19 protein-coding genes and 1 riboswitch are annotated in these 26943 nt (G+C 72.9%); of the genes, 12 read left to right on the top strand and 7 right to left on the bottom strand.

Annotated elements, in window-relative coordinates; translation table 11 throughout:
* Positions 1-581 precede the first annotated feature (581 nt).
* Entirely contained in the window at positions 582-1142 is a 561-nt protein-coding gene (locus ACZ4NB_RS06210) for a MarR family winged helix-turn-helix transcriptional regulator (protein ID WP_467658640.1), read from the bottom strand.
* 200 nt (positions 1143-1342) lie between these two features.
* Here ACZ4NB_RS06210 and ACZ4NB_RS06205 point away from each other — a divergent pair, with 200 nt between their 5' ends.
* Positions 1343-2641 (top strand): MFS transporter, encoded by a 1299-nt coding sequence (locus ACZ4NB_RS06205; protein WP_467658659.1) that lies wholly within the window; start codon positions 1343-1345, stop codon positions 2639-2641.
* 138 nt (positions 2642-2779) lie between these two features.
* On the opposite strand, the gene ACZ4NB_RS06200 is transcribed toward ACZ4NB_RS06205, so the two are convergent.
* Positions 2780-4570 (bottom strand): ATP-binding SpoIIE family protein phosphatase, encoded by a 1791-nt coding sequence (locus ACZ4NB_RS06200; protein ID WP_467658638.1) that lies wholly within the window; start codon positions 4568-4570, stop codon positions 2780-2782.
* Positions 4571-4881: 311 nt separating this feature from the next.
* A complete protein-coding gene (locus ACZ4NB_RS06195) occupies positions 4882-6207 on the bottom strand; it encodes an NAD(P)/FAD-dependent oxidoreductase (RefSeq protein WP_467658658.1) in 1326 nt (441 codons plus the stop codon).
* Between the two features lie 497 nt (positions 6208-6704).
* Between ACZ4NB_RS06195 and ACZ4NB_RS06190 the strand changes: the two genes are divergently transcribed.
* Positions 6705-7598, top strand: coding sequence for a TetR/AcrR family transcriptional regulator (locus tag ACZ4NB_RS06190; protein WP_467658636.1), 894 nt, complete (start codon positions 6705-6707; stop codon positions 7596-7598).
* Between the two features lie 219 nt (positions 7599-7817).
* On the top strand, positions 7818-9770 hold the full coding sequence (locus ACZ4NB_RS06185) for a sigma-70 family RNA polymerase sigma factor (protein WP_467658634.1): 1953 nt from the start codon (positions 7818-7820) through the stop codon (positions 9768-9770).
* 110 nt (positions 9771-9880) lie between these two features.
* Here the strand turns inward: ACZ4NB_RS06185 and ACZ4NB_RS06180 are convergent, their stop codons facing one another.
* Positions 9881-11980, bottom strand: a complete 2100-nt coding sequence (locus ACZ4NB_RS06180; RefSeq protein WP_467658633.1) for an asparagine synthase-related protein — start codon at positions 11978-11980, stop codon at positions 9881-9883.
* Positions 11981-12756: 776 nt separating this feature from the next.
* Here ACZ4NB_RS06180 and ACZ4NB_RS06175 point away from each other — a divergent pair.
* From ACZ4NB_RS06175 to ACZ4NB_RS06150, 6 genes are all read left to right on the top strand, one after another.
* Positions 12757-14205, top strand: a complete 1449-nt coding sequence (locus ACZ4NB_RS06175) for a hypothetical protein (protein ID WP_030088381.1) — start codon at positions 12757-12759, stop codon at positions 14203-14205.
* Positions 14206-14435: 230 nt separating this feature from the next.
* A complete protein-coding gene (lhgO, locus tag ACZ4NB_RS06170; protein ID WP_467658631.1) occupies positions 14436-15647 on the top strand; it encodes an L-2-hydroxyglutarate oxidase in 1212 nt (403 codons plus the stop codon).
* Between the two features lie 62 nt (positions 15648-15709).
* Positions 15710-16588 (top strand): tRNA (guanosine(46)-N7)-methyltransferase TrmB, encoded by an 879-nt coding sequence (gene trmB / locus ACZ4NB_RS06165; protein ID WP_467658629.1) that lies wholly within the window; start codon positions 15710-15712, stop codon positions 16586-16588.
* A gap of 28 nt (positions 16589-16616) precedes the next feature.
* Positions 16617-17996, top strand: a complete 1380-nt coding sequence (locus tag ACZ4NB_RS06160; protein ID WP_467658628.1) for a PrsW family intramembrane metalloprotease — start codon at positions 16617-16619, stop codon at positions 17994-17996.
* A 168-nt stretch (positions 17997-18164) separates the two neighbouring features.
* Positions 18165-18446: a peptidylprolyl isomerase gene (locus ACZ4NB_RS06155; protein WP_393499112.1), complete on the top strand. Its 282-nt coding sequence runs from the start codon at positions 18165-18167 to the stop codon at positions 18444-18446.
* Positions 18447-18592: 146 nt separating this feature from the next.
* Complete coding sequence (locus tag ACZ4NB_RS06150; protein ID WP_467658626.1) at positions 18593-18898, top strand: hypothetical protein; 306 nt, start codon at positions 18593-18595, stop codon at positions 18896-18898.
* 118 nt (positions 18899-19016) lie between these two features.
* On the opposite strand, the gene ACZ4NB_RS06145 is transcribed toward ACZ4NB_RS06150, so the two are convergent.
* Together ACZ4NB_RS06145 and ACZ4NB_RS06140 are read right to left on the bottom strand one after the other, a co-directional pair.
* Positions 19017-19976 (bottom strand): aldo/keto reductase, encoded by a 960-nt coding sequence (locus ACZ4NB_RS06145; protein WP_467658625.1) that lies wholly within the window; start codon positions 19974-19976, stop codon positions 19017-19019.
* Between the two features lie 178 nt (positions 19977-20154).
* On the bottom strand, positions 20155-21279 hold the full coding sequence (locus ACZ4NB_RS06140) for a M23 family metallopeptidase (RefSeq protein ID WP_467658623.1): 1125 nt from the start codon (positions 21277-21279) through the stop codon (positions 20155-20157).
* A gap of 11 nt (positions 21280-21290) precedes the next feature.
* Positions 21291-21435: riboswitch (cyclic di-AMP (ydaO/yuaA leader) on the bottom strand.
* 291 nt (positions 21436-21726) lie between these two features.
* On the opposite strand from ACZ4NB_RS06140, the gene ACZ4NB_RS06135 reads away from it, so the two are divergent.
* Positions 21727-22887, top strand: coding sequence for a DUF2332 domain-containing protein (locus tag ACZ4NB_RS06135; protein WP_467658622.1), 1161 nt, complete (start codon positions 21727-21729; stop codon positions 22885-22887).
* 29 nt (positions 22888-22916) lie between these two features.
* Here ACZ4NB_RS06135 and ACZ4NB_RS06130 read toward each other — a convergent pair whose 3' ends face one another.
* A complete protein-coding gene (locus tag ACZ4NB_RS06130; protein WP_467658620.1) occupies positions 22917-24059 on the bottom strand; it encodes a PP2C family protein-serine/threonine phosphatase in 1143 nt (380 codons plus the stop codon).
* A gap of 209 nt (positions 24060-24268) precedes the next feature.
* Between ACZ4NB_RS06130 and ACZ4NB_RS06125 the strand changes: the two genes are divergently transcribed.
* Both ACZ4NB_RS06125 and ACZ4NB_RS06120 read left to right on the top strand, forming a co-directional pair.
* Positions 24269-25255: an AraC-like ligand-binding domain-containing protein gene (locus tag ACZ4NB_RS06125; RefSeq protein WP_467658618.1), complete on the top strand. Its 987-nt coding sequence runs from the start codon at positions 24269-24271 to the stop codon at positions 25253-25255.
* Between the two features lie 393 nt (positions 25256-25648).
* On the top strand, positions 25649-26941 hold the full coding sequence (locus ACZ4NB_RS06120) for a peptidoglycan-binding protein (protein WP_467658616.1): 1293 nt from the start codon (positions 25649-25651) through the stop codon (positions 26939-26941).
* The last annotated feature ends 2 nt before the right edge of the window (positions 26942-26943 follow it).

Raw genomic sequence — 26943 nt, 5'->3', positions numbered from 1 at the left:
CATCTCCCGGATGTTTCCGGTCGACGGGGTATCAACATATCTGGCGTTGACTTTTGGCACGCTGTTGAGTTCTCAAGGAACGGACGCTTCCTTTGTACCTGTTTCACCAGGCTCTCCGGGCGCTTCCCTTCGGTCTTGCGTTTCCGACTCTATCAGATCCTTGCGGCTCCGATTTTCGCCGGTGCGTTTCCACCTTTCGGCTTCTTCGCGTTTCCAACCTTACCAGATCCGTTTCCGTCTCTGGCCCCCTGTTGGAGCGGGGTCGGCCGTTCGGCTTTCACTTTTCGGCCTTTCCGACTCTATCAGATCCGTTTCGTTCCGTTGCCGGTCCGAATTTGTTTCCGATTCCCCGTCGGAGGGGGTTTGTTCGCGCCTTTCGGCGTGATCACTACTTTAGCGGAATTCCTCGTCGGCGCGTAATCGCGCCGCGGTCCGAATTTCGGCATGCCGAAATCGTTCCCGGTGAGGGGCCGTGCAGTAGTGGTGTGCCGCGAAGCGGCGGGATGGCTGCCGCAGAACCGTTCCGGCGCTGTGGCAACTCGGAGGACACTACAGATCGGGTGCAGCAGTGTCAACTCGCGTCAGTCAAGGTCACTCAGACGTCCGCCGGCGTCCGGCTGAGCGTCCTCCACACGGCGCAGCAGACGGGTCAACACCTGGCCGAGGAGCTGACGCTCCTCGCCGGAGAGGTCCTGGAGGAGGTCCTCTTCGAAGACCGACGCCAGCCGCATCGCCTCCAGCCACTTCTCGCGACCCTCGTGGGTCAGCTCGACGATGACGCGGACGCGGTTGGCCTCGTCGCGCTCACGGGTGACCAGTCCCTCGCTCGCCATGCGGTCGATGCGGTGCGTCATGGCGGCCGGGGTGAGGCCGAGGCGCTTGGCGAGTTCGCCGGGGCCCATTTGGTAGGGCGCGCCGGAGACGACGAGGGCCTTGAGGACCTCCCATTCGGCGTTGCTCATGCCGAGGGTGGCGGTCTGCCGTCCGTAGGCGACGTTCATCCGCCGGTTGAGGCGCTGAAGTGCGGAGACGACCTGCTCCACCTGGGGGTCGAGGTCCTGGAATTCGCGCTGGTAGGCCGCGATCTGTTCCGCGAGGCTCGGCTCGGCGGCGCTGGCGGCCGCATCGGAGGGCTCAGGCATGCGGCGCAGTATGACATGGAAGTCATTGGCGTCGAAGTTCTTCTCCGTGTACTCTTTAACCTCGAACTTTAGAGTTGAAGTCTTCAGGGTGAGACTGTCCGGCTTGGGACTGTCCGGTCGCGCGGTCTCGCCCTGGTGCGTGTGCGGCTCGTCGGTTCGTCCCCCTTGTTCGTCTGATGACCTGACCTAGGTAGGTGAGTGTGACCACCGCGATGGGCGCCGCGTTGCGCCGGATCCAGCTCGGGAACGCGCTGAGCGCGTTCGGGAACGGCTTCACGGTTCCGTATCTGTACGTCTATGTGGCGAAGGTGCGGGATCTCGGCGCGAACACGGCCGGTGTGGTGCTGGCGATGCTTGCGGTGGCCGCGCTGGTCGTCCTGCCGCTGACCGGTCGGGTGATCGACCGGCGCGGTCCCCTGCCGGTGGCCATCGTCGGTACGGTCTCCGCCGCCGTCGGTGCGCTGGGTATCGGGCTGTCCGCCACCGAGCCGCTGGTCATCGCGTCCGCGGTCGCGCTCGGTGCGGGTATAGCGGTCATCCAGCCGGCCCTGGCGACGATGATCGTGTGGTGCTCGACGACGGTGACCCGGTCGCGGGCGTTCGCCACCCAGTTCTTTCTGAACAACCTGGGGCTGGGTGTCGGTGGGCTGGTCGGCGGGCTGCTGGTCGACGAGTCGCATGCGTCGAGCTTTGTGCGGCTGTTCGCCATCGAGGCCGTGATGTTCCTGGTGCTCGGTGCGACGGTGGCGACCGTACGGCTGCCGCACGCGCCGAAGGTCGAGGACGCGGTGCCCAGTGAGGAGCGGGCCAAGGGTGCCTGGCGGGCGCTGTTCGCGGACCGGCGGATGGTGTGGCTGTGCGTGCTGGGGTTCGTGCTGTTCTTCGCCTGCTACGGGCAGTTCGAGTCGGGGCTGGCGGCGTATGCGACCGAGGTGACGCGGATTCCGCCGTCGAGCCTGGGTATCGCGCTGGCGGCCAACACGGCGGCGATCGTGGCGGCGCAGTTCGTGGTGCTCAAGCTCGTGGAGCGGCGGCGGCGCAGCCGGGTGATGGCGCTGGTCGGGTTGATATGGACCGTGGCGTGGATAGCCGCCGGGCTGTCCGGGCTGGTGCATGGTGCGCAGGCGGTGGCGACGACGCTGCTGATCTCGACGTATGCGCTGTTCGGGATCGGTGAGTCGATGTTGTCGCCGACGGTGGCTCCGTTGGTGGCCGATCTGGCGCCGGCCTCGCTGATAGGCCAGTACAACTCGGCGTTCGCGCTGGTCAAGCAGCTGGCGCTGGCGGTGGGGCCGGCGGTGGGTGCCTTGATGGTGGGGCACGGGATGTACGCGGCGTACATCGGGATGCTGGTGCTGTGCGCCGTGGGGATCAGTGTGCTGTCGCTGCGGCTGGGGCGGATGCTGCGGCCCGCGCAGGACAATCCGCATCGTGCGGTCGCGCCGGTGCCCGCGGCGCGGGTTCCGGCCGAGCCGGAGGCCGTGGCCTGCCGGGCCTGAGTGGCCTTGAGCGCCTTGGGCCTTGGGTGCCTTGGGCCTTGGGTGCCTTGGGCCGTAAGGGCCCCGGTCCCCTGCGGAAGCGCCGCTCCGTCCCCCTGTAGGTGGGGATGGAGCGGCGCTTGCGTGTGCGGGCGGTTGCTACCCCCTGGGCAGGGCGAATTCGCACCAGACCGCCTTGCCGCCGCCCGGGGTGCGACGCGAGCCCCAGGAGGAGGCGATGGTGGCGATGATCGAGATCCCTCGGCCGGCCTCGTCGACCGGTTCGGCGCGGCGCCGCCGGGGCAGGTGGTCGTCGCCGTCGGTGACCTCGACGATCAGCCGGCGGTCGGTGCGACGCAGGCGCAGCCGCATGGGAGGCGTGCCGTGCTGCAGGGAGTTGGCGACCAGCTCGCTGGCCGCGAGGACGCCGAGGTCGTGCAGTTCGGGCGAGAAGCGCCAGGAGGCCAGCACGCCGGAGGCGAAGGCGCGGGCGCGCGGGGCCGCTTCGACGCCGCCGTGGAGTTCGAGGGCGGCGTTGTGGAACAGCTCGGCGTCGTGGCCGGTCCGCTCGGGGTGCTGGAGGACGAGGATGGCGACGTCGTCGTCGTGTGTGGCGGTGATGCCCAGGGCGCGGAGCAGGCGGTCGCAGACGATGTCGGGGTCGCCGGCGGCGCCGGCGAAGGCGCGCTCCAGGTCCTCGACACCATGGTCGATGTCCTTGTCGCGGCGCTCTACCAGGCCGTCGGTGTAGAGGACGGCGCTGCTGCCGGGGCCGAGGGGGACGGAGCCCGAGGTGTGCAGCCAGCCGCCGGTCCCCAGGGGCGGTCCGGTGGGTTCGGCGGCGCGGCGGACCGTGCCGTCGGGGTCGCGTACGAGGATGGGCAGATGGCCTGCGGACGCGTAGACCAGGCGGCCCTCGTTGGGGTCGTGGACGGCGTAGACGCAGGTGGCGATCTGACTTGCGTCGATTTCGGCGGCCAGGCCGTCCAGGAGTTGCAGGACCTCGTGCGGCGGGAGGTCGAGGCGTGCGTAGGCGCGTACGGCGGTGCGCAGCTGGCCCATGACGGCGGCGGCGCGCACTCCGCGGCCCATGACGTCGCCGATCACCAGGGCCGTGCGGCCGGCGCCGAGGGTGATGACGTCGTACCAGTCGCCGCCGACCGCGGCGTCCATGCCGCCGGGCTGGTACGTGGCGGCGACGCGGAGGTCGTCGGGCTGCTCCAGTTCCTGGGGCAGCAGGGAGCGTTGGAGGGTGACCGCGGCCTCGCGCTGGCGGGCCTCGCTGGCGCGCAGCCGTTCGGCGGACTCGATCTGGTCGGTGACCTCGGCGCCGAAGACCAGCACGCCCTTGTGGGGCGCGACGCAGGCGACTTCGGGGTCGGGCGCCGGGCCGCTGGCGGCGACCTCGATCGGGGTGCAGGTGAAGGTGTAGTAGCCGTCGCGGGTGCGGTCGCCGCCGACGCCGGGCACCTTGCGGGACTTGACCGTGCGGGGCTTGCCGCTGCGCAGGACCTGGTCCATCAGGGGGAGCAGGCCCAGGGCGTCGAGTTCGGGGAGGGCTTCGCGGGCGGTCCGGCCCGCCGGGCGGGGGCCGAAGACGGTGGCGTAGGCGCCGTTGACGTAGGCGAGGCGGTGCTCGGGGCCGTAGACGACGGCCACGAGAGCGGGGATGGTGCCGAGGATGTCGTGGACGGACAGGGCGTCGACGGTGGGCGGCAGAGCCACGGGGGTGGCTTCCTGGGTGGTGTCCGGGTCGGCGCGTTCGTCGCGGGCCGCGGGGACGGAGCCGGTGGTGGACGTCGCCGGGGCCGGGCCGTCGGCGGGCTCGGCGGCTTCGGCGGGCGGGGTGGCCGGCGTGCCGGGGGCGGGGCGGGGTGCGGCGCGGTCGGACCGTGCGGCGGCGCGCCGCTGTGTGCCGGGGAACTTGGCGCTCCAGCGCGTGAAGATCACGGAGGGGTACCTCTTACTTCGCGTCGTCGCGCGGGATCGGGCCGTCGGCATGGCGGGACCTCCCGGCCGTCGGCCGGGGGAGGGGCGGCTGGGGACACTCTCGGCGCCCTTTTGCAGAATGCAGCAAACGTCCAGAATCCTCGTGATTGTCACTCTTTGCAGATACAAGCCCACCCATGGTCACACGTCCAGTGTGGCCGACCGGACGGTCATCCGTCAGACGCCCGGGAGCCGGTGTGGAGTTCCGCGCTCCGCCGTCTCCGGCCGCCGGACGGGTGACGGTGCGTCGACTTCGCCGGTGGTCCGGCGCGTCAGCTGGCTTCGTTGTGCCGGCCGGTGCCCGCGGCGAGTTCGAACTCGGCGCGCGGGTTCTCCAGCGAGCCGAGCGAGACGATCTCGCGTTTGAACAGGCCCGCGAGGGTCCATTCGGCCAGGACCCGGGCCTTGCGGTTGAAGGTCGGCACCCGGCCGAGGTGGTAGGCGCGGTGCATGAACCATGCCGGGTAGCCCCGCAACTTGCGCCCGTAGACGTGGGCGACGCCCTTGTGCAGGCCGAGCGAGGCCACCGAGCCGGCGTATTTGTACTCGTAGTCCACGATCGGGCCGCCGCGCACGGCCGCCGCGACGTTCTCGGCGAGGACCTTGGCCTGGCGCAGGGCGTGCTGGGCGTTGGGCGCGCAGATGGTGTGGGGCTCGTCGGGCTTGTCCGACGGCTCGGCCGTCAGGTCGGGGACCGCGGCCGCGTCGCCCGCGGACCAGGCGTGTTCGACGCCGTCCACCTGGAGCGCGGCGGTGCACTTCAGGCGGCCGTGGTCGTTCAGCGGCAGCCCGGTGGCGGCGAGGATGGGGTGCGGTTTGACGCCGGCGGTCCACACCAGGGTTCTGGTGGGGAAGCGGGCGCCGTCGCTCAGGACGGCGACGCGCTTCTCGCAGGACTCCAGCCTGGTCTCCAGCCGTACGTCGATATTGCGGCCGCGCAGCTCCCGTACGGCGTAGCGGCCCATGTCCGGGCCCACTTCGGGCAGGATCCGGTCGGTGGCCTCGACCAGGATCCACTTCATGTCCTCGGGCTGGATGTTGTGGTAGTAGCGGACGGCGTAGCGGGCCATGTCCTCCAGTTCGGCCAGCGCCTCCACGCCCGCGTAGCCGCCGCCGACGAAGACGAAGGTCAGCGCGGCGTCGCGGACCGCGGGGTCGCGGGTGGAGGAGGCGATGTCGAGCTGTTCGAGGACGTGGTTGCGCAGTCCGATGGCCTCTTCGACGGTCTTGAAACCGATGCCGACGTCGGCCAGGCCCGGGACGGGCAGGGTGCGCGAGACCGAGCCCGGCGCCAGGACCAGTTCGTCGTAGGCCACCTCGACGGCGCCGGTGCCGGTCTCCTCCGCGGCCAGGGTGGTGATGGTGGCCGTGCGTTCGGTGTGGTCGAGGGCGGTGACCTCGCCGACGACGACCTTGCACTGCGGCAGCACGCGGCGCAGCGGTACGACGACATGGCGCGGGGAGATGGAGCCGGCCGCGGCCTCGGGCAGGAACGGCTGGTAGGTCATGTACGGCTCGGGGTCGACCACGATGATCTCGGCGGTGCCCTGGCGCAGCTCCTGCTTCAGCTTCCGCTGCAGCCGCAGGGCGGTGTACATCCCCACGTAGCCGCCGCCGACAACGAGAATGCGCGCCACGTCGTTCGAAGACACTGCCTTCACAGGGGTTCTCCTCGCGGGTCGACCAGCCCCGGGGCGCCACCGATCCGTAGGCCGGCCGGCGGCGCGGCCCCTATCGGGCGCTGCGCCCCCGGGAAAGCACAGCACTGTTCCATGACGCACCGCCGGCGCGCCTTTGTCCACAGGCTCGTCGAAATGTGTGACCGGGCGCGGCTCTGGGGACGGAACGGCTGATTCCGTGCACCTTGGAGAAGGCGCGCTGGTCAGGCGGGGGCCGCGCGGGCGGGGAGGGGCGAAATCCGGGCGGATCCGGCCCGGTAGGCCGATCGGGGGGCGCAGTGCGCGGAACGCCCCCTTCAATCTTGACCCGGGCTCAACTATGTTCGTATCTCGTTGGGGTGCACCCTCTCGTCGGTACGCCCCGACCGTCAGGGCGGGGAGTCTCCGGGGGGAGACGTCATAACCGGGGGATCACTATGCACATTCAGGGCTCTCAATGGCCGGCAGCCGTCGCGATGGCACATGCCTCGGACGGCGGTGGCGGCAGCATCGGCGGCAACGCCGGTAAGGCGAACGGCAACACCAACGGGGTCGGCGGCAACGGCGCCGGTACGGGCGCGGGCGGCCGGAGCACGCCGCTGCGGGTCGACGCACAGCGGAATCTGGAGCATGTGCTGCGCGCCGCGCGCGAGGTCTTCGGCGAGCTGGGGTACGGCGCCCCGATGGAGGATGTGGCGCGCCGGGCCCGGGTCGGGGTCGGCACGGTCTACCGCCGGTTCCCGAGCAAGGACATCCTGGTCCGCCGAATAGCCGAGGAGGAGACCTCCCGGTTGACGGACCAGGCGCGGGCGGCACTGGGTCAGGAGGACGACCCGTGGTCGGCGCTCTCCCGCTTTCTGCGGACCTCGGTCGCCTCGGGTGCCGGACGGCTGCTGCCGCCGGGCATCCTGCGGGTGAGTGCGGACCCCGACCGGTCCGCGCGGCCCGCGTCGGACGGTGCGGACGCGGCGCGGCTGCCGGACGGCCTGGGCGAGGCCCGGGTGCCGCAGCAGCGGATGGCGCCCGGCGCGGACGGTGCGCCGGCCGATCTCCGGCTGGTCGACCGGCGGGAGGAGCCGGCAGCCGCCGAGGGTGCGTCGGGGCCGGCCGGGGAGACGGTCGGCGCCGAGGCACTGCTGGAGGTCGTCGGACGGCTGGTGGAACGGGCCCGGACGGCCGGTGAGCTGCGGGCCGATGTGACGGTCTCCGACGTGCTGTTGGTGATCGCCACGGGCGCGCCCGCGCTGCCCGACCCCGCTCATCAGCAGGCCGCCTCCGCGCGGCTGCTGGAGATCCTGCTGGAGGGGCTGCGCTCGCGCCCCGCCCGGTGACGTCCGCCGGCCGGCCGCGTCCGGACGGGCCCGATGGCCGGGTCCGCCGGACGGGGCGGCCGGGCGGACCGGTACGGCTCGTACGGGTGAACGCCCGTGCGGTCGTCCGCGTATCCGCCCCGGACGAGTGGTTGGCCGGCCGTCCCCTCGGGCGCCGGGGTGCGATGTGGCACTCTTGCGCGGTATTCGGGTGTGACGGCGGCTTCGGGGGCCTCGGCGATGGGTGTTGACGGGCGGGACGAGCAGCGCGACAGCGGGACGACGCCGTCGCGGCAGGTTCCTGGCCAGACCGGGCCGTTGGGGGCCACTCCCCCGGCGGCCGGGCCGGCCGAGCGGCACGACCGCGCCGGCGGTCCGGCGGGCGACGGCCACAGCGTGCCGCCGCAGCGCCGACCGGGCGGCGGCCGGGCGGCCTCGTCCGCCGACCCCGAGGACGGCGAACTCCCGCCGTCCGATGTCCAGTTGATCGCGGACATGCGGGCCGGTGACGACAGCGCGTACGAGGAGCTGTACCGCCGGCACGCCGACGCGATCCGGCGCTATGCCCGCCAGTGCTGCCGGGACGTGCACACCGCGGAGGATCTGACCGGCGAGGTCTTCGCCCGTACGCTCCAGGCCGTGCGCGGCGGCGCGGGCCCGGATTCCGCGGTGCGCGCGTATCTGCTGACGACGGTCCGGCGGGTCGCCGCCTCCTGGGCGAAGACCTCGCGGCGCGAGCAGCTGGTCGAGGACTTCGCGGTGTTCGCGGTGACGTCGGCCGGTTCGTCGAGGGACGACGACACACTGGATCTGGGCGCGGATGTGCGCGCCATGCACGAGGCCGAGCAGTCCATGGCCATACAGGCGTTCCGCAGTCTGCCGGAGCGCTATCAGACGGTGTTGTGGCACACCGCGGTGGAGGAGGAGTCGCCCAGCCAGGTCGCTCCGCTGCTCGGGCTGACCGCGAACGCCACCGCCGTATTGGCGCACCGCGCCCGGGAGGGGCTGCGGCAGGCGTACCTCCAGGCGCATGTCAGCCGGTCGCTGACGGACGGCGGGGACTGCGCCCGCTACGCCGACCGGCTCGGCGCATACGCCCGTGGCGGGCTGCGGATGCGGGCCGAGCGGGGGCTGCGCAGGCATCTGGACGAGTGCGGCCGGTGCCGGATGGCCGCGCTGGAGGTCGCGGACGTCAATCAGCGGATCGGTGCGCTGCTGCCGATCGCGGTCATCGGCTGGTTCGCCGCCGGGTACGCCGTCAAGGCGGCCGCCGCGGCGGTGGGGGCCGCCGGGGCGGGTGCGGCGGCCGGTGCCGGGGCGGCCGCGGCCGCAAGCGGTGGTTCCGGTGCGGGTGGTGCAGGGGGTGCCGGTGGTGCCGCCCTGAGCGAGGGGCTCGGCGCGCCGGTGAAGGTCGGTATCGGGGTCGGGGCGGTGGTGGTGGCAGGCGCGGCGCTCGCGCTGACGCTGACCGGCAGCCCGCAGCCCGCGCCGCAGCCGCAGGCCGGACCCCCGCGGCCGGCCCCGGCCGCACCGCAGAAGCCCTCGCCGGCGCCGCCGAAGCCGCTGCCGCCGGCGTCCGGTGCCGCACCGGCCCCGAAGCCGGCCCCGACGCACCGGCCGAGCCCCGCGCGGACGCCGGAGCCGACGCCGCAGAAGCCGTCCCCGAAGCCCACGCCGACGCCGACCCCGACCCCAACACCTACTCCCACGCCCACGCCCACGCCGCCCAAGCCCTCCCCCAAGCCGCCGCTGCCCGAGCCGACCGCGTACCCGCTCAACACGCTCGACCACGACTTCATGGGCGACGGCAGCAAACCGGAGGTGCGCACCTTCGCAAGCGGCTGGCTGTGGCAGCGGCAGTCCCCGGAGATCGCCGGAACCACGTACGGGCACGGTGTGAGCGTGCATGCGCCGTCCTCGGTGACCATCGACCTGAACCGCCAGTGCACCGCGTATGACGCCGTCGTGGGCGTCGACGATCTGAACCTGGGGCGGGGTGCGCTGCGCTTCTCCGTCTACGCGGACGGGGAGCGGCTGTGGCGGTCGTCGGTGGTGCGCGGCGGGAAGCCCGCGGTGCCGGTGCATGTCCCGTTGGCGGGCCGCAGGACGCTGCGGCTGGTGGCCGAGCCGGTGTCACCGCTCGATGTGGCGGTGGTGGGGGACTGGGCGCAGTCGCAGATCAGTTGCCGTTGAGGCGTGGTCGCAGGTCAGCTGCCGTTGAGGGGACGTTGCGGGGCGGCGGACTTTCGGGCCGCGGGGCGGGGCCAACGGGCCGCGGGGCGGTGGCCCGGTAGCCCGCCTCCTCACGACAGCCGCGCCCGGGGGACCACGCCCTGCGCGAGCGCCCGTTGGCGCGCGCCCTCCGCGCCCGTCCAGCACGTCCCCCGCCGCGCCACCAGCCGTCGCAACCACAGCTCCGTGGAGACCAGTTCGGCCAGCCCGTCCAGCGGCAGCGGCGCTCCCTCCGCCGCGGCCCGCAGCGCCTTGCGGACCACCCGCGCCTCGATCAGCCCCGCATCGGCCAGCAGCGGTGCGTCGAAGAGCCGCACCAGCTCGCCGATCGCGCCGCGCAGACCGGCGCGTACCGCTGCCGCCTGGGTGAGGTGCGAGGTGGCGCCCCATCCGGGCGGCAGGTCCCGGACGCCGGCGCCGGCCAGTACGGAGCGCAGTACGGCCGCCCGCGCCCCCGGCTGCACCCGCAGGGTGTCCGGCAGGGCGCGGCAGGCGAGCACCACCTGGTTGTCGAGGAAGGGGGCGTGCAGCCGCTGGTTGCGGACCTCGGCGGCCTGCTCGAAGACGCGGTGGTCGGCTGCCTGGCGGGCCAGCGCCGCGCGGGCCCGCCGCTCGCCGGGGCGGCCCGCGGCCGACGAGCGGTTCGCCGCGTCGCTGAGCCGGACCGACACCTCGGCCAGCGCCTCTCCGGTGAGCCAGCGCGCCGCGGGCCCCGGCCGGCACCAGGCGAGCGCGGCCAGCGAGGCGTCCACCGCCCCGCCGGCCACCGGCTCCTCGGCGAACTGCCGCTCCAGCAGGCGCCGCGCGGCCTCGGCGACACCGGCCGGGTAGGGCGTGCGGGCGAGCCTGCGGGCGGCGCGGTAGACGGTGAAGGGCACGAGCACGGAGTGCGCGGACGGGCCGTCCGCCTTGGCCAGCGCGGTGACCGGGCGCAGAAGGTGGCGCCGGCGGCGGTCCATGAGGAGGTCGGCGAGCCGGGCCGGGTGGGCGTCGAGGACCTGGCGGGCGCCGTGTCCGACGAAGTGGTCGGCGCTACCGGCCAGCAGCCGGCGGCGGTGGCGGCTCGCGGTGGTGAGGGACGGGCCCGGCTCGTCCGTGAGCGGGCCGCTTTCGAGGTCCGCGTACGGGAGGGCCTCTTCGCCGGCCGCGACGACGACATGGTGCAGCCTGGGGTTGTCGGCGATGCTGCGGGCGCGCTCCAGTTCGGCGTCCCGGTGGGCCTGCACGCCTTTGGTGGCACGGTCGTTGAAGGTGACGGCCAGCAGGCGCTCGCCGTGGCCGTTGAGCCGTCCGGGCTGGCCGGGGAGGCCGGCGGCCAGGAGGGCCAGGGTCCCCGAGGCGCTTCCTCCGGAGAGGTCGGCGCCGATGCCGGGGGCCGGCCCGCCCCGTGCGGCGCGCCGCTCGGCGGGCCCCATACCGGGCACCGGGCCGGGGTCGAGGCCGTCGAGGCCGTCCGGATCGGGCGCGTGGCGGGGTCCGGCCAGCCGGGCGCGGACCGCTTCGACCAGCGCGTCGCGGACGCCGTCCACGGCCTGGTCCGGGGCGAGTTGGGGGGCGGCGACGGCGAGTGAGGCGGTCGGCTCGTAGGAGGTGATGTCGCGGGCGCCGCCGCGCAGCACCAGGGCGTGGCCGGGCGGGATCCTGCGCACCCCTTCGTAGGGCGTGCCTGCCCCGAGCGCCTCGGGGGCGTCCGGGCAGGCCAGCAGGGCGGCCAGGTGCCCGACGTCGAGGCTGGCCTCTATCAGGTCGGCGAGCGGGAGGGCGGCGGTGGCGTATGCGGTGCCGCCGGCCCAGGGGGCGTGGAAGACCGGGCGGGCGCCGGCCAGGTCGCCGGTGACGGTGATCCGCCGTCCCACCTGGACGACGGCGGTGTAGCTGCCGGGCCAGGCGGTGAGGTGGCGCAGTGCGCCCCCGCGCGCCGCGAAGAGGCCGACCCGCAGCTGGTCGTCGGTGGCCCCGCAGACGCCGAACACGGCGAGCCGGGTCTCGGGGTCGGCCTGTACGACGCGGACCTCGTCGGGCCGCCAGTCGCCGACCGCCCACAGCGGATCCGGGTCGCCCCACAGGAGTTGGGCGCCTACGGGCAGGACCGTGCGGCTCTCCGCGCCCGATGCCGGCCCTGTGGCGGACGATCCCGTGGGGGCACTGCTCCACCCCACCAACCAGCGCATCGCCGCCTCCACCCGATTCCCCGTCCGCCGGGGCCGAGGGCCGCCCCGTACAGCGGATTGCCACGCTGTCGCCAAGCTGTTGCGGCGACCATGCTGCCATGACGGGGGCGCGCAGGAGGCGCCGAGGCGGGCCCGTATACGAGCAGTTCGCGGCAGGCGCGCGGTTATGGACGCGCTATCGGCGGGCCGGCGGCGGGCCATGGGCGGGTCGGTGGCGGGCCGCGGGGCGGACGGGCGGCCGCGGAGCGATGTGCCCCGGGCCCGGGTGCGTACGTCGTCGCATCAACCCCGGGAGGCCCCCCGTGTGGCCCCCGGGGCGGCTCCGAGTACGCCGCGGCGCGAAATCACCATCCATCGATTTTCGGCCAAAGTCCGTTGCCTGTAGTCGAGTTGACACGTTCGGGCGTCGCGTCAACCCGTGGGCGGCCGGCCGGCGACCGGCTTGCGCGACGGTCCGGGAGGCGGGCTTCGCCCCCCGGACCGGACCGTCACCCGCGGGGAATGAGGTGACGGTGTCCCCCAGCCCACTGGATCCAGTGCAGCGGGCCGACCCACGCAGAAGCCATGGAAGCGCTCCCGGGGACGGGCGGCCAGCGCGCACGGACGGGCGCACGGGCACACGTACCCGGAGCACATGCCAATTCCCGTACCCCTGTTTGAACATGAATCTCGCCATCCGGGACACCGGCTCTTAACGGTCGGGATTCAGCGAACTACTCTGGGTGGACGCATGCCCCGGGGTAGCGGGGCGGCTGTCGGTGTGTCGAGGGGTGCGCATGTCCAGGGATATACGCGGGCCGAACGAAAAGCTCGGCACCGTACTCGCCCTCGCGGGTATCAGCAATGCCGGACTGGCGCGCCGGGTCAACGACCTCGGTGCGCAGCGTGGGCTGACGCTTCGTTATGACAAGACGTCGGTGGCACGGTGGGTCTCCAAGGGCATGGTGCCCCAGGGCGCCGCGCCCCATCTGATCGCGTCCGCCATCGGCAGCAAACTGGGCCGTCCGGTGCCGCTGCACGAGATCGGGCTGGCGGACGCCGATCCGGCGCCCGAGGTCGGCCTGGCGTTCCCCCGCGATGTGGGCGCCGCGGTGCGCTCCGCGACCGAGCTCTACCGTCTCGATCTGGCCGGACGGCGGGCCGGCGGTGGCGGCATCTGGCAGAGCCTGGCCGGATCCTTCGCCGTCAGCGCGTACGCCACCCCGGCCTCGCGCTGGCTGATATCCCCGGCCGACAGCTCGGTGGCGCGGGAGGCGGCCGAGGCGCGCGACAAGGACGCCGCGGCGGCCGGGGACGGCGGAATTCCGCAGCACGTCGGCCACAGCGACGTCAGCAAGCTGCGCGAGGCGGCGGAGGACGCGCGCCGCTGGGACTCCAAGTACGGCGGCGGGGACTGGCGTTCGTCGATGGTGCCGGAGTGCCTGCGCGTGGACGCGGCGCCGCTGCTCCTCGCCTCGTACAGCGACGAGGTGGGCCGGGCGCTCTTCGGGGCGACCTCCGAACTCACCCGCCTCGCGGGGTGGATGGCCTTCGACACCGGCCAGCAGGAGGCCGCGCAGCGCTACTACATCCAGGCGCTGCGGCTCGCCCGCGCGGCCGCCGACGTCCCCCTGGGTGGGTACGTACTCGCCTCGATGTCCCTCCAGGCGACCTACCGGGGCTTCGCCGACGAGGGCGTCGACCTGGCCCAGGCCGCCCTGGAGCGCAACCGCGGCCTGGCCACGGCCCGCACCATGAGCTTCTTCCGCCTGGTGGAGGCCCGGGCGCAGGCCAAGGCCGGGGAGGCGCGCGCCTGCGAGGTGGCGCTGAAGGCGTCCGAGGGCTGGCTGGAGCGTTCCCGCAGCGGCGATCCCGACCCGTCGTGGCTGGACTTCTACTCCTACGAGCGCTTCGCCGCCGACGCCGCCGAGTGCTACCGGGATCTTCGGCTGCCCCGCCAGGTCCGGCGCTTCACCGAGCAGGCGCTCTCGCGCCCCACGGAGGAGTTCGTCCGCTCCCACGGGCTGCGTCTGGTGGTGTCCGCGGTGGCCGAACTGGAGTCCGGCAATCTGGACGCGGCGTGTGCCGCGGGCACCCGGGCGGTCGAGGTGGCCGGCCGGATCTCCTCGGCCCGCACGACGGAGTACGTCCGCGATCTGCTGCACCGCCTGGAGCCGTACGGCGACGAGCCCCGGGTGGTGGAGCTGCGGGAGCGGGCGCGACCGCTGCTGGCGGCGCCGGCATAGGGCCGGGACGGTGGAGGGCGGCGCGTCGGTGAGCGGGGGTGTCGGTGGACGCGGGGGCGGACAGGCGCGGGCCGGGCCGGTGTTCTGGGCCGGGCCGCAGGGCGGGCCCGTCCGCCACGGCCCGAACCGCGCTGTCAGTGCCGACCGTCATGATGGGATACGTCGTCGGCGAATGATGCGCGGGCCCGCGGCGACGGTCGGGCCTGCGGTCATGCGGTTGGGGAGGTGCAGTGGCGGCGTACGACTGCGATGTGCTGGTGATCGGTGCCGGCATCATCGGGCTCTCTACGGCCCATGCGATCACGCGGGCCGCGCCGGGCACGCGTGTCGTGGTCCTGGAGAAGGAGCCCGGTCCGGCCCGCCATCAGACGGGGCGCAACAGCGGCGTGATCCACAGCGGGATCTACTATCCACCCGGCTCGCTCAAGGCGCGCTTCGCCCTCCAGGGCTCGGCGGAGATGGTGAAGTTCTGCGCCGAACACGGCATTGCGCACGAGGTCACCGGCAAGCTGATCGTCGCCACGGACCGCAGTGAGCTGCCGCGGCTGCACGGCCTGATCCAGCGCGGCCGCGAGCACGGCCTGCCGGTGCGCGAGCTGGGCCCCGCCCAGATAACGGAGTACGAACCCGAGGTGCGCGGCCTGGCCGCCATCCATGTCGGCACGACCGGCGTCTGCGACTTCGGCGCCGTCGCCCGCCGCTTCGCCGCGCTCGCCACGGACGCCGGCGCCCGGATCGTCTACGGCGCGGAGGTGACCACGATCGGCCGCCGCCCGGGGCGGGTGGCGGTCCGTACCGCCGACGGCACGGTCCACCGGGCCCGCGCCCTGGTCAACTGCGCCGGGCTGCACTGCGACCGGATCGCCCGGCTGGCGGGAGACGCCCCGGGCATGCGGATCGTCCCGTTCCGCGGCGAGTACTTCACCCTCGCCCCGGAGCGCGCCGCCCTCGTCCGCGGCCTGGTCTACCCGGTCCCCGACCCCGCCTTCCCCTTCCTGGGCGTCCATCTGACCCGCGGCATCGACGGCGCCGTCCACATCGGCCCGAACGCCGTCCCCGCCCTGGCCCGCGAGGGCTACGACTGGCGCACGGTCCGCCCCACCGAGCTGGCCGGCACCCTGGCCTACCCCGGCTCCTGGCGGATAGCCCGCCGCCACTGGCGCTACGGCGCCGGCGAGCTGCACCGCTCGCTGTCGCGGCACGCCTTCGCCGACGCGGTCCGCCGCCTCCTGCCGGCCGCCCGCGAGGAGGACCTGCTCCCCTCGCCGACCGGCGTCCGGGCCCAGGCCGTCCTGCCCGACGGCACCCTCGTCGACGACTTCCTCTTCAGCGAGTCCCCGGGCATGATCCACGTCCTCAACGCCCCGTCCCCCGCCGCCACGGCCTCCCTGCCCATCGGCAGGGAGGTGGCACGCAGGGCACTGGGGGTGCTGAGGGGGTGACCGGCGTCCCCGCCGTCGGCGATTCCCGCCCGCCGCGCCACCATCCGTAGAATCGACACACTGTGTCCGAGAACCCCGTCACCCCCGAAGCCACCCCGCTGGAAGCCGGCGCCGCCGAAGCAGGCGCCCCACAGGCCCCCGCGCAGGCATCCGCCGCTCATGAGGCCCGCGGCCTCGGCGCCACGGCCGTCTCCGCCGCCACGCCCCGGCGCGGTGCGCCCATGTTCCCCGACGGGACCGGCCCCGCGGCCGACCCCGCGGGGTCGCATCACGAGCGGCGGATCCGCTCCTTCCAGCCCCGACGCAGCCGGGTCTCGCCCAGCCAGGCCGATGCGCTGCGCCGCCTGTGGCCCCAGTGGGGGCGGGACATCGACGGGCTCTCCCGTATCGATCTCGACGAGTTCTTCGGCGGGCTGCCGGTCGTCCTGGAGATCGGCTTCGGCATGGGGGAGGCCACGGCGCAGATGGCCGCCGCCGACCCGGCCACCGGCATCCTCGGCTGCGATGTGCACACCCCGGGGCAGGGCAATCTGCTCGGTCTCGCGGAGCGGAACGGCCTGTCCAACATCCGGGTGGCCAACGGCGACGCGATCATCCTGCTGCGCGAGATGCTCGCCCCCGGCTCCCTCGCCGGCCTGCGCGTCTTCTTCCCCGACCCGTGGCCCAAGAAGCGCCACCACAAGCGCCGCCTCATCCAGCCGGAGTTCATCGCGCTGGCGACCACCCGGCTCAGGCCCGGCGCCCTGGTCCACTGCGCGACCGACTGGGAGCCGTACGCCGAGCAGATGCTGGAGGTCCTCTCCGCGGAGCCGACGCTGGCGAACCTCCACTCCGGCTATGCGCCGCGCCCGGACTTCCGGCCCCTGACCAAGTTCGAGGGCCAGGGGCTGGACAAGGGGCATGTCGTCCACGACCTGCTCTTCCGCCGCCTCGGCGAGTAAGGCGCAGCTCCCTGGTTAGGGTCGACGGGTGTACTCGTCCCAGCCGTCCCCGCACCCGCACGGCCCGCCGGCCCCTCCCCCGTACACACCCCATCCGCCGTACGCACCGCACGCCCCGGGCCCCCACGCCCACGGGTCCGACGCCTCGGGCCCGGCCGCCGCACAGGGGCCCCTCCGCCCGCGCCGCCGTACCCCGCCCTGGCACAGCAAGACCATCCGCGCCGTCGCGCTGATATCCCTGCTGGCGCTCTCCGGCGTGATCATCATCGGCATGCTCCGCCAGGAGACCGGCACCGAGGGCTTCCTCGTCGGCCTCGGGCTGGCCGTCTTCCCCGTGCCGCTCCTCGTCGCGGCGTTCTGCTGGCTCGACCGCATCGAGCCCGAGCCCTGGCGCAACCTCGCGTTCGCCTTCACCTGGGGCGCCTGCGCCGCCACGCTGGTCGCGCTGCTGGCCAACGGCTTCGCCACCGACTGGTTGGCCGCCAATATCGCCTCCACCTCCCCCACCGAGGCCGAGGCATGGGGCGCGACGGTGATCGCGCCGGTCATCGAGGAGCTGGTCAAGGCCGCCGCCGTCCTGCTCCTCTACCGCTTCCGCCGCACCGACTTCGACGGCATCACCGACGGCATCGTCATCGCCGGCATCACCGCCACCGGCTTCGCCTTCACCGAGAACATCCTCTATCTGGGCAACGCCTTCGGCCAGGACCAGTCCATGGGCCACTCCGGCCTGGACTCGCTCACCGCCGGCACCTTCTTCGTCCGCATCGTCGTCTCCCCCTTCGCGCACCCGCTCTTCACCATCCTCACGGGCCTCGCCCTCGGCATAGCCGCCACCCGCTACCCCCGCCGCCGGGCCGCCCGTATCGCCCTCGCCGCCCTGGGCCTGCTGACCGCCGTCCTCCTGCACGCCATCTGGAACGCCGCCTCCACCCTGGGCGACCTCGGATTCCTGGTCGTCTACGGGCTCTTCATGGTCCCCGTCCTGCTCGCCCTGACCTGGCTGGCGGTCTGGACCCGCGGCCAGGAACTCCTCTCCCTGCGCGGCTACCTCGCCCCGTACATCGCCGCCGGCTGGCTCGCCCCCACCGAACCCGCCGCCCTGTCCTCCCTGACGACCCGCGCCCTGGCCCGCGACCTGGCCCACCGCGCCCAGGGCCCCGCCGCCGCCCGCGCCGTCACCGAATACACCGCCGTCGCCACCGCCCTCTCCTTCCACCGCCGCCGCGCCCACCTCACCGGCCCCACCCCCGACTTCACCACCCGCGAGCGGCACCTCCTGGAACACCTGCGGCACTACCAGCCGTGGGGGCGTCCGGCCCTGACGTGCGCGCTGGGGCAGAAGGACGGGGGCGGCGACCCGAGCGCGGCGGCGGACGCCTGGCCCACAGCGAAAGGTCCTGCCTGATCGGTCGAGGTGTGATCGTCTGTGAGATGGTGCAGCCTGACTTACGAAGGCGGCCTATGGGAGGGCAGCGGGACCTGTGGCGGGTGGGGGCCGTGATCGCCACCACCTGGAAGGTCCCGGGCTCGTACCCCTTGGCGGCATTGATGTGTACTCGAAAGGGTGTAACAAATGGCTAGGGCAACCGCACGTCACATCTTGGTGGACAGCGCCGACAAGGCGTCGGAGCTCAAGACGCAGATCGAGGCCGGAGCGGACTTCGCCGAGCTCGCCAAGCAGCACTCCACGTGCCCCTCGGCGCGCCAGGGTGGTGACCTCGGTGCGTTCGGTCCGGGGCAGATGGTCCCCGAGTTCGACAAGGTCGTCTTCTCCGCCCCGGTCGGCACGGTCCAGGGTCCGGTGAAGACCCAGTTCGGGTTCCACCTCCTCGAAGTGACCAGCCGCGAGGACTGAGGCGACGCCGTTGCCCGGCGCGGCCTCTCCCGGGCTGTGGCAACGAGGTACGGCAGCAGGCGTGCGTCTTCCACAGCACGGTCGCGGCCACCGCGGTACGCCCCCGCGTAGGCTCGGGGAATTCGACCCCGAGCGGGAGGTTTGTGATGGCCGGCGTACCGACGAGTGTGGTGGCGGCGAGTGGGCTGCTGGGCGGCTACGGCGTGGCCCGGTGGACCAAGAAGCGGCCCCTGGGTGGGGTGGCGCTCGCCGCCGCCGGAGCTGTGGCGGCCAAGGGGTGGCAGGAGAAGGCCGGGCCGAAGACCGCGGCGGCGTTGAGCGGTGCGTATGTGGCGGCCTTTGTGGGGTCGCATCCGCTGGCGAAGAAGATCGGGGCCTGGCCTTCGGTGTTCGCGGTCGCGGGCGGGGTCGCGCTGGCGTCGTGGGTCGCGGTCGACCGTCGGGGGAAGTGAAGCCGGCGGGGTGAGTGATGCCGGCCGGGGTGAGTGAGGCCGGCGGCCGGCGCGCGTACGGGGGCGGGGCAGGGCATCGGACGTGCCCCGCCCCGCCCCCGCGCACGCGGTGGGTGGATCAGGCCGAAGCCTCGTTCAGAAGGGCGAGTTCGGACTCCGTGAGCGTCAGGTCGGCGACGGCCAGGAGGGGCGCCAGCTGGCCGACCGTGCGGGCGCTGGCGAGCGGCGCGACGACGGTGGGCCGGGCGGCCAGCCAGGCGAGGGCGACGGTGGCGACCTCGGCCTGGTGCGCGGCGGCGACGGTGTCGAGGGCCTGGAGGACGCGCGGCCCGCGCTCGGTGGCGAGGTACTGGCCGGCCTTCGCGGAGCGGGCGCTGTCGACATCGGTGCCCGGGCGGTACTTGCCGGTGAGGAAGCCGGAGGCGAGGGCCCAGTACGGGACGGTGCCCACGCCCTCACGGGCGGCCAGGTCGGCGAGTTCGCCCTCGTAGGTGTCGCGCGAGACCAGGTTGTAGTGCGGCTGGAGGGCGACGTAACGGGCCACGCCCTCGCGGGCGGAGAAGGCCAGGCACTCCTCCAGGCGCCGCGCGGAGATGTTGGAGGCCCCGATCTCACGGACCTTGCCGGCCTGGACGAGCTCGTCGAGCGTGCCGATGATCTCCGAGACCTCGACCGATTCGTCGTCGTAGTGGGTGTAGTAGAGGTCGATGTAGTCGGTGCGGAGACGGGTGAGGGATTCGTCGACCGCGGACTTGATGGTGGCCGGGCTCAGGCCCTTGTAGTCGGGGTGGGCACCGACCTTGGTGGCGACGACGACCTCGGAGCGATTGCGGCGGGAGGCCAGCCAGTCGCCGATGACGGACTCTGATTCGCCGCCCTTGTTGCCGGGCACCCAGGCCGAATAGGCGTCGGCGGTGTCGATGAAGTTGCCACCGCCTGCCGCATAGGCGTCGAGCACGGCGAACGACTCGGCCTCGTCGGCCGTCCAGCCGAAGACATTGCCGCCGAGGGCGAGTGGGGAGACGGCGAGCGAGCCGAGGTTCCGGCGGTTCCGGGGGGTGGGATGTGTCGAGGTCATGCGTTGTTGCAGCGTGGACAGGAGGGAAGTTATTCCCGGGGAGGGAGTCAAGGGGAGGGAGTCAGGGGGAGTCGGGGGGAGGTCGACCGATGCGGGCGAAGGCTTTGGGGCGCCATGAGGAAAGCCCCGGGGATTCCCCCCGGGGCCCGCACTCGGAAGACCTGAACTTCCCGAGACCTCAGACGTTCACGCCGTGATCGCGCAGCCACGGCATCGGGTCTATGGGGTTGCCGGCGTCGGGGCGTACCTCCAGGTGGAGGTGGGGGCCGGTGACATTGCCGGTGGCGCCGACGCGGCCGATCACATCGCCGGTGTTGACCTTGCCCGAGGTCTGCACCATCGAGGACAGATGGCAGAACCACAGCTCGGTGCCGTCGTCGAGGGTGAGGACGATGCGGTAGCCGTACGAACCGGCCCAGCCGGCCTGGGTGATGGTGCCGGAGTGCACCGCCTTGACGGGTGTACCGGTCGGTGCGGCGAAGTCCTGGCCCGTGTGGTCGGCGGCCCAGCGGTCGCCGGCCTGCCCGAAGCTGGCGGTCAGGGTGTAGGAGGCGACGGGGGTGATGAAGCTCTTGGCCAGTTGGGCCAGCCGTTCGGCCTCCGCCTTACGGCGGGCCGCCTCCTCGGCCTTGCGCTTGGCCTCCAGCTCCGCCGCCTTCTTGGCGGCCGCGGCCTTGTCCGCCGCGGCCTGGGCCGTCTTCTGGGCTGCGGACGCTCGCGTCGCGGCCTGCTTGACGGCGGCGTCCTCGGCCGCTTCGCGGGCCTGCTCCTCGGCGGCGCCCTGCTGCGCGTCGGCCTGCTGGAGGATGCGGCTGCGCAGCGCCTCGCCGGCGTTGGCGCCCGTACCGGTCGTGCCGGTCTGGGTGGCCTGGGTGAGCGGGCCGGTGGCGTCGCTTCCGGAGTCTGCTGCGCCGGAGTCGGATATGAGGCCGCCGATCCCCGGCAGGGCTTCGGCGTCCGGGAGGCTGTCGGAGATCTCGTGGGCCATGCCGCCGATGTCGGGCATGGAGATCGGGACCGGCGGACGGTCCTCGGCGGTGGCCATGCCCCCCGCGCCGACCGCCGCGATGACGCCGACGCCCAGGACCGTGCCGCTACGGGCGAGTCCGCCGCCGCGCTGCTTGGCCACCCGGTGCTTGCCGCGGACCGGGCGGAGCGACTCCTCTGTGGGGTTCCACTCCTCCCATGGGCCGTCGCCGTCTGTGTCCGCTATGCCGTCCGGATCACCCGGGCCTTCGAAGGCACCTCGGGGGTCGAGTCGGTATGCGGACGGAGCCTCGGGGGCAGGCATGTTGGACGCCACGGGGGCGCACTCCTTTCCTTCCTTCTCGCCTACCGGGTTAGCTGACGGGTTCGGAGCAGGAAGGTCTCCTACGGGCCACTCTGGCGGAGGCGCCCGATTCACCCCAAGGTGGTGGTTCCCCGGTTCCCTTGGTGCAGTTCGAAGTGCTGGAGGAGCGTGAAAAGCGCGTGCGGGATTCGGCGTCGGCGCGCGGTGCCGCCTCTTGCGACGGCTGGGACGACCGCGCTGCGTTATCGGACAGTAATAGAGGACGTGGTCGTTTTCCAAGCCTTCCCGGGAATCCTTATCCGTTCCGCACGAGATCTGGCAGGGACTTTTTCGGTCAGCATGCCCACAAAGCGGGCGAGTTGACTCTGCACCTCTAAACGATCTCGTGCTGATTGTGCGTCAGTCGTTATGCGGAGGGGCGCCCGCCGGTTACGGAACGTGAGGGCGTAACGTCGGATCATGGTCGTCAACGTCGAGAGCGCGGGGAACACCGTGAGCTCCGGAAACGTCAAGGGCGGTATCGGCCGGAGCGCGGCGGCGGATCTGGCGGAGCGCTACCGGGAGTTCTCGTGGCGGGAGGCGCGGGGACGGTCCGACGCCCATGCGGAGCTGACCGCGCGGATCAGCCAGGACCCGGAGTTCTGCGACCTGCTGTCGGGTTCGCTGCCGGCCGGCAACAAGCAGCAGCCGAACCTCCTGCTCGCCGCCGTCCGCCAGCTCGACGGCCCGCACGCGGAGCAGGGCCCGCGCGATGAGGCGGCCTACGGACGCTGGCGCGAGTGGACGGTCCGGCACTGGGACGAGGTCCGCGCGGTGATCATGCAGCGCGCCACCCAGACCAACGAGCCGGCCCGCTGTGCCACGCTGCTGCCGCTGCTCGCCCGGCTGCCGCAGCCGCTGGCGCTGCTGGAGGTCGGCGCGTCGGCCGGGCTGTGCCTGCATCCCGACAGCTACCGCTACCGGTACGAGTCCGCCTCCGGGTACGACTCGTACGAGGGGCTGCCCGCGGGCGCCCCGCGGCCCGTCGAGGTGGGGGCGCCCGACGGCCCGGTGGAGTTCGTCTGCCGTACGGACTGGGCGCCCGAGGAGCTGCCCGGCCGGCTGCCGGAGGTCGTCTGGCGGGCCGGTATCGATCTGAATCCGCTCGACCCCGTCGGCGCACCGGACGATCTGCGCTGGCTCCAGTCGCTCGTCTGGCCGGGCGAGGGGCAGCGCGCGGCGCGGCTCTTCGCCGCCGTCGAGGCCGTACGGGCGGCGCCGCGGCCGCGGATCGTACGCGGTGATCTGATCGACGAGCTGCCCGCGCTGGCCGCCGCGGCACCGCCGGAGGCGACGCTGGTCGTCTTCCACAGCGCCGTGCTGAACTACCTTCCGCCGGCGCGCCGCGAGGAGTTCGCGCGCCTCGTGCGGTCGCTGCTCGACGGGCGGCCCGGCGGCGGGCACTGGATCTCCAACGAGCACCACTCCGTCCTGCCGTGGATCACCGCGCCGGAGCACCGCTCCGGGCGCCCGGAGGACGGACGGCTGACCCTCGCTCTCGACGGGCGGCCGATCGCGCTCACCGGCCCGCACGGCGAGAGCCTGCACCGGCTGCCGGAAGCGGCGGCGCCAAGAGGCTGACCGGCCCCGCCCCTTACGCGCCGCGCCCCCTACTCCCCCATGGGCCGCTGCACCGCCAGCAGGGCCATGTCGTCCGCCGACGCTCCGCCCGTATGCAGTGCCACGTCCTCGACGAGGGTGTCCAGGAGGGCGTCCGGGCCGGGGAAGCGGCGGCCGCGCAGCCGGTTCGAGGGGTCGTAGAAGCGGCCGCGGAAGTCGCGGGCCTCGGTCATGCCGTCGGTGAAGAACAGCAGCAGCGAGCCGGCCGGGAGGAACGTCTCGTCCGAGCGGTCGGGCCAGCTCGCCACCTCGCACATCCCCAGGGGCAGCGCCGGCGCCCCGGGGGCCAGCTCGCGCAGCCCGCCGTCCGGGGTGAGCATCAGGGGCGCCGGGTGGCCCCGGTTGAGGACCCGCAGCACGGGCCGCCCGTTGGTGGGGATCTCCGCCAGCACGGCAGTGGTGAACCCCTCGAACCGGTCCAGCCCTCCGCGCCGCCTGCCCTCCCGCTGCAGCGCCCGCTCCAGCCGGCCGGCCACCGCCTCCAGGGTGGCCTCCTGCTCGGCCGCCTCCCGGAAGGCGCCGATGACGACCACCGCGGCCTCCACCGCCTCCAGGCCCTTGCCGCGTACGTCGCCGACGATCAGCCGCACGCCGTGCGGGGTGTCCTGCACCGCGTAGAGATCGCCGCCGATCCCGGCGTCCGCCCGCGCGCCCACATAGCGGGCGGCGATCGCGAGCCCGGCCAGCCGCTCGGGCGGCAGCGGCAGTACGGCGCGCTGGGCGGCCTCCGAGACGTCCCGTACGGACGCCAGACGGGCATCGCTCGTCCGCACGACCCGGTTGATGCCCAGCGCGAGCAGGGCGACGACGAAGACCGTGGCGAGCTCCGTCATCGACTCGTGGTAGTTCGGGGCGGTGCTGCGGTACGTCACCCCCCAGAGCTCGCCGGCCATGGCGGCGACGGCCGCCAGGGCGGTGCTGGCCAGCGACAGCAGCGGCGCCGCGACCAGGGGCGCGGCGGCGAAGAAGGGGGAGGCGGTGTAGCTGGGCGGGGTCCCCAGGTCGAAGGCGAGGCCGGCGGCGATCAGCAGGGCGGGGAGCCAGCGCGCCAGGCGCCGCACCGGCGGGGGCATCCGCTCACGGCGCGCCCGCCGCTCCCCGTCGCCCGTAGGGGGCCCGTCGACCTGCCGCATCCGCACCGGCCTCTTCCGCTCCCGCCCGTCTTCCGTACGAGCAGCGGCGTGTCGGCCGCCTCGACTCCCCAAGGGTTGCCGGTGCCAGGCCGTGCGGCGAGCCGTCGGGGGCCGGACGGGTCATGGGCCGGGCCTCGGCGTCGACGTTCATCAGACGCTTATCCCTGTCCGTGATCATCCCCCTGGGCGGGCAGCTTGAAGGGGGAGACATGTTGAACGAGACGGTTTTCCGGAGTGAGGACGTGCCGGCGGCGGACCGGCTGTCCTACTGGGCGGAGCGTCTGGAGCAGACCCATGCTCCGATACATCTGAGCAGCGACCACGCCGACGACTTCCGGGCCACCCAGCGCGTGCTGGACCTCGGCGCGGTGTCCGTGTGGCCGGCCACGATCCCGCAGGTGGTGATGCGGCGCACCCCGCGGCTGATCCGGCAGTCCGACCCGGAGCTCTACCACCTCTCCTTCGTCGTGGGCGGGACGGGAGCGGGCCGGTGGGACGGCCACGAGGTCGTCTACCGGCCGTCCGACCTGGTCATCAACGATTCCTCGCTGCCGTGGGAGATCCGCGGCGGCAGGGCCCCGGTCACCACGGTGGGCGCGGAGATCCCCAAGGCGCTGCTGCCCCTGCCGCGCGGCGGGGCCCGTCGCACGGTCCCGCGGCGCATGACGACCCGGTCGGGGATCGGCGCGCTGCTGGCGCAGTTCCTCCTCCGGCTGAGCGCGGACACCAGCCCGTACCAGCCCTCCGACGGCCCCCGGCTGGGCACGGTCCTGACCGACCTGGTCACCGCGCTCTTCGCCCACGCCCTCGAAACCGACAGCGCCCTCCCGCCGGACACCCGGCGGCGGACCCTGACGCTGAGCATCAAGCGCTTCGTCCAGGAGCATCTGCACGACCCCGGCCTCTCCCCGGCCGTGATCGCCGCCGCCCACCACATCTCCGTCAGCTATCTGCACCGCCTCTTCCAGCACGAAGAGGCCACCGTCGTCTCCTGGATACGCCTCAGGCGGCTGGAGGCGGCCTGCCGCGACCTCACCGACCCGGCGCTGCACGCCACCCCCATCCACGCCATCGCCAGCCGCCGGGGCTTCTCCTGCGCGGCCGACTTCAGCCGCGCCTTCCGCAAGGCGTACGGCACTCCGCCGAAGGACTACCGGCACCGTGCACCGGCTGCCGGGGAGTCGACTCCCGGTTAAGAAAACCTGTGCACCAGGCGCCAACGACAACCCCGCCGGATTCCCGGACTCTTGAGGGACGCCGGTTCGTCGAGAAGCTGCGTCGAGCCGGCACGACGGGGGATCTGAGTGCGCACGTCGGCAACGTCCGGTGGTGCGCCGGGACGTGTCGTTCCGGACGGCACCGGGCTCGCGGAGAACGGAGCGTCTTCGTCAACGGAGGAGACGAAGGCGGTCGCGTCCGCGACTGTCGCGTGCGCAGCAGGCGGCGAACTTCCCGACGGCATAAGGGACTTCGCCCGCCGGGGCCGCTTCACATCCCTTCCCCCGTCATATGTCCAGTCGCGGCTTTCCGCTTCACAAGGGGCGGAAACGCACCCGCGAAAGCCGACTATTTCAGATGGTGGAACGGTAATGACGACGCCGAAGTGGCGAAAGCTGGTCGATCACATCCAGAGCATCAAGGAGGGCGTCTACGAGACGAACGTGGACGGGGAGTACAACAACCGGACGCGGTTCGGGAAGCAGTACGGCATGGACGGTGAGCCGTGGTGCGTCATGTTCGACTGGGACATGTACGCCGACACGGGCCTGGAAGAGTTCGTGCCGCACATCGCCAACGTCAACGGGTTCACCGACTGGGCCAAGCAGCGTGACCAGTGGTCCGAGTACCCGTCGGTCGGGGCGTGGGTCAACCTCCACAACGGTGGTCACACGGAGCTCGTGGTCGGCTTCGACGAGACGTACGTGTACACCAAGGGCGGCAACACCGTAGAAGCGGGCGCCACGGACGCCAACCAGGGCAAGGGCGTGTACGCGCACAAGACCGAGCGCAAGAGCGCCGGCATCGTCGGGTACTTCGCGCCCAAGTTCCCCGGCGACGAGTGCCCGCCGACCGCCGATCCGCACGACCACCGGGGCGGTGCGGCGCGCAAGGAGTGGCGCTGGCACGGGCACCGGCTCCCCCACGAGGACCTCTCGGTGAAGGCTTCCGAGGTCGTCTACGGGGCGCGGAACGTCTCGGTGCGGGTCGTGCAGGCCGCGCTGAAGGCGGAGGTGGGGCTCGACTACAGCTCGGCACCGGGGACGTTCGGCCCCCGGACCAAGGCCGCGGTGGCCGCGTTCCAGCGCGAGCTCGGCTTCACCGGCGCGGACGCGGACGGGGTCTTCGGCCGCCACTCGCTCGTCGAGCTCGGCAAGCGGCACGCGTTCCGGGTGCGGGAGCTGAGCTACTTCGACCGCAAGCGGGACGACGACGGCAAGCCGGGCACCGGGCGCATCGCCGTCCCCCTCGACTCGGTGGAGTACAAGCACGTACCGGACGGGAGCGCGTCGCGGGCGGCGAAGGAGGCATGCCACATCCTCAAGGTCCCCGAGACCCACTGGGTGGAGGGCATCATGACCGCGGCCAAGCGGGAGTCGACCTACCGCTTCAACGCGGTGAACACCTACGACGCCAACGCCCACGGGCCCGAGCAGAGCGACGGACATCCGCAGAGCTGCACGCGCGGCCTGCTGCAGGTCATGCCGGAGACCTTCGCCGAGAACCACCAGCCCGGGACCTCGCACAACATCTACGACGGTGTGGCCAACATCTGCGCGGCCATGAACTACGTGATGGTCAGGTACGGCGTGTACCGCGACGGTTCCAACCTCGCAGGCCGGGTCCAGCAGTTCGACCCGAGCCGGCCTCCGAAGGGCTACTGATC

It is taken from the genome of Streptomyces sp. NPDC026575 (assembly GCF_055567415.1).
Note: the sequence above shows the minus strand (reverse complement) of the source record. Positions and strands in the feature narration are given on the sequence as shown.

Coding starts and splice junctions, on each gene's coding strand:
- ACZ4NB_RS06185 (WP_467658634.1), top strand. CDS start 7,818: ATGGGTGTTGACGGGCGGGACGAGCAGCGCGACAGCGGGACGACGCCG.
- ACZ4NB_RS06175 (WP_030088381.1), top strand. CDS start 12,757: ATGTCCAGGGATATACGCGGGCCGAACGAAAAGCTCGGCACCGTACTC.
- ACZ4NB_RS06135 (WP_467658622.1), top strand. CDS start 21,727: ATGGTCGTCAACGTCGAGAGCGCGGGGAACACCGTGAGCTCCGGAAAC.
- ACZ4NB_RS06145 (WP_467658625.1), bottom strand. CDS start 19,976: ATGACCTCGACACATCCCACCCCCCGGAACCGCCGGAACCTCGGCTCG.
- ACZ4NB_RS06180 (WP_467658633.1), bottom strand. CDS start 11,980: ATGCGCTGGTTGGTGGGGTGGAGCAGTGCCCCCACGGGATCGTCCGCC.
- ACZ4NB_RS06190 (WP_467658636.1), top strand. CDS start 6,705: ATGCACATTCAGGGCTCTCAATGGCCGGCAGCCGTCGCGATGGCACAT.
- ACZ4NB_RS06120 (WP_467658616.1), top strand. CDS start 25,649: ATGACGACGCCGAAGTGGCGAAAGCTGGTCGATCACATCCAGAGCATC.
- ACZ4NB_RS06210 (WP_467658640.1), bottom strand. CDS start 1,142: ATGCCTGAGCCCTCCGATGCGGCCGCCAGCGCCGCCGAGCCGAGCCTC.
- ACZ4NB_RS06125 (WP_467658618.1), top strand. CDS start 24,269: ATGTTGAACGAGACGGTTTTCCGGAGTGAGGACGTGCCGGCGGCGGAC.
- ACZ4NB_RS06130 (WP_467658620.1), bottom strand. CDS start 24,059: ATGCGGCAGGTCGACGGGCCCCCTACGGGCGACGGGGAGCGGCGGGCG.
- ACZ4NB_RS06155 (WP_393499112.1), top strand. CDS start 18,165: ATGGCTAGGGCAACCGCACGTCACATCTTGGTGGACAGCGCCGACAAG.
- ACZ4NB_RS06150 (WP_467658626.1), top strand. CDS start 18,593: ATGGCCGGCGTACCGACGAGTGTGGTGGCGGCGAGTGGGCTGCTGGGC.
- ACZ4NB_RS06195 (WP_467658658.1), bottom strand. CDS start 6,207: ATGTACACCGCCCTGCGGCTGCAGCGGAAGCTGAAGCAGGAGCTGCGC.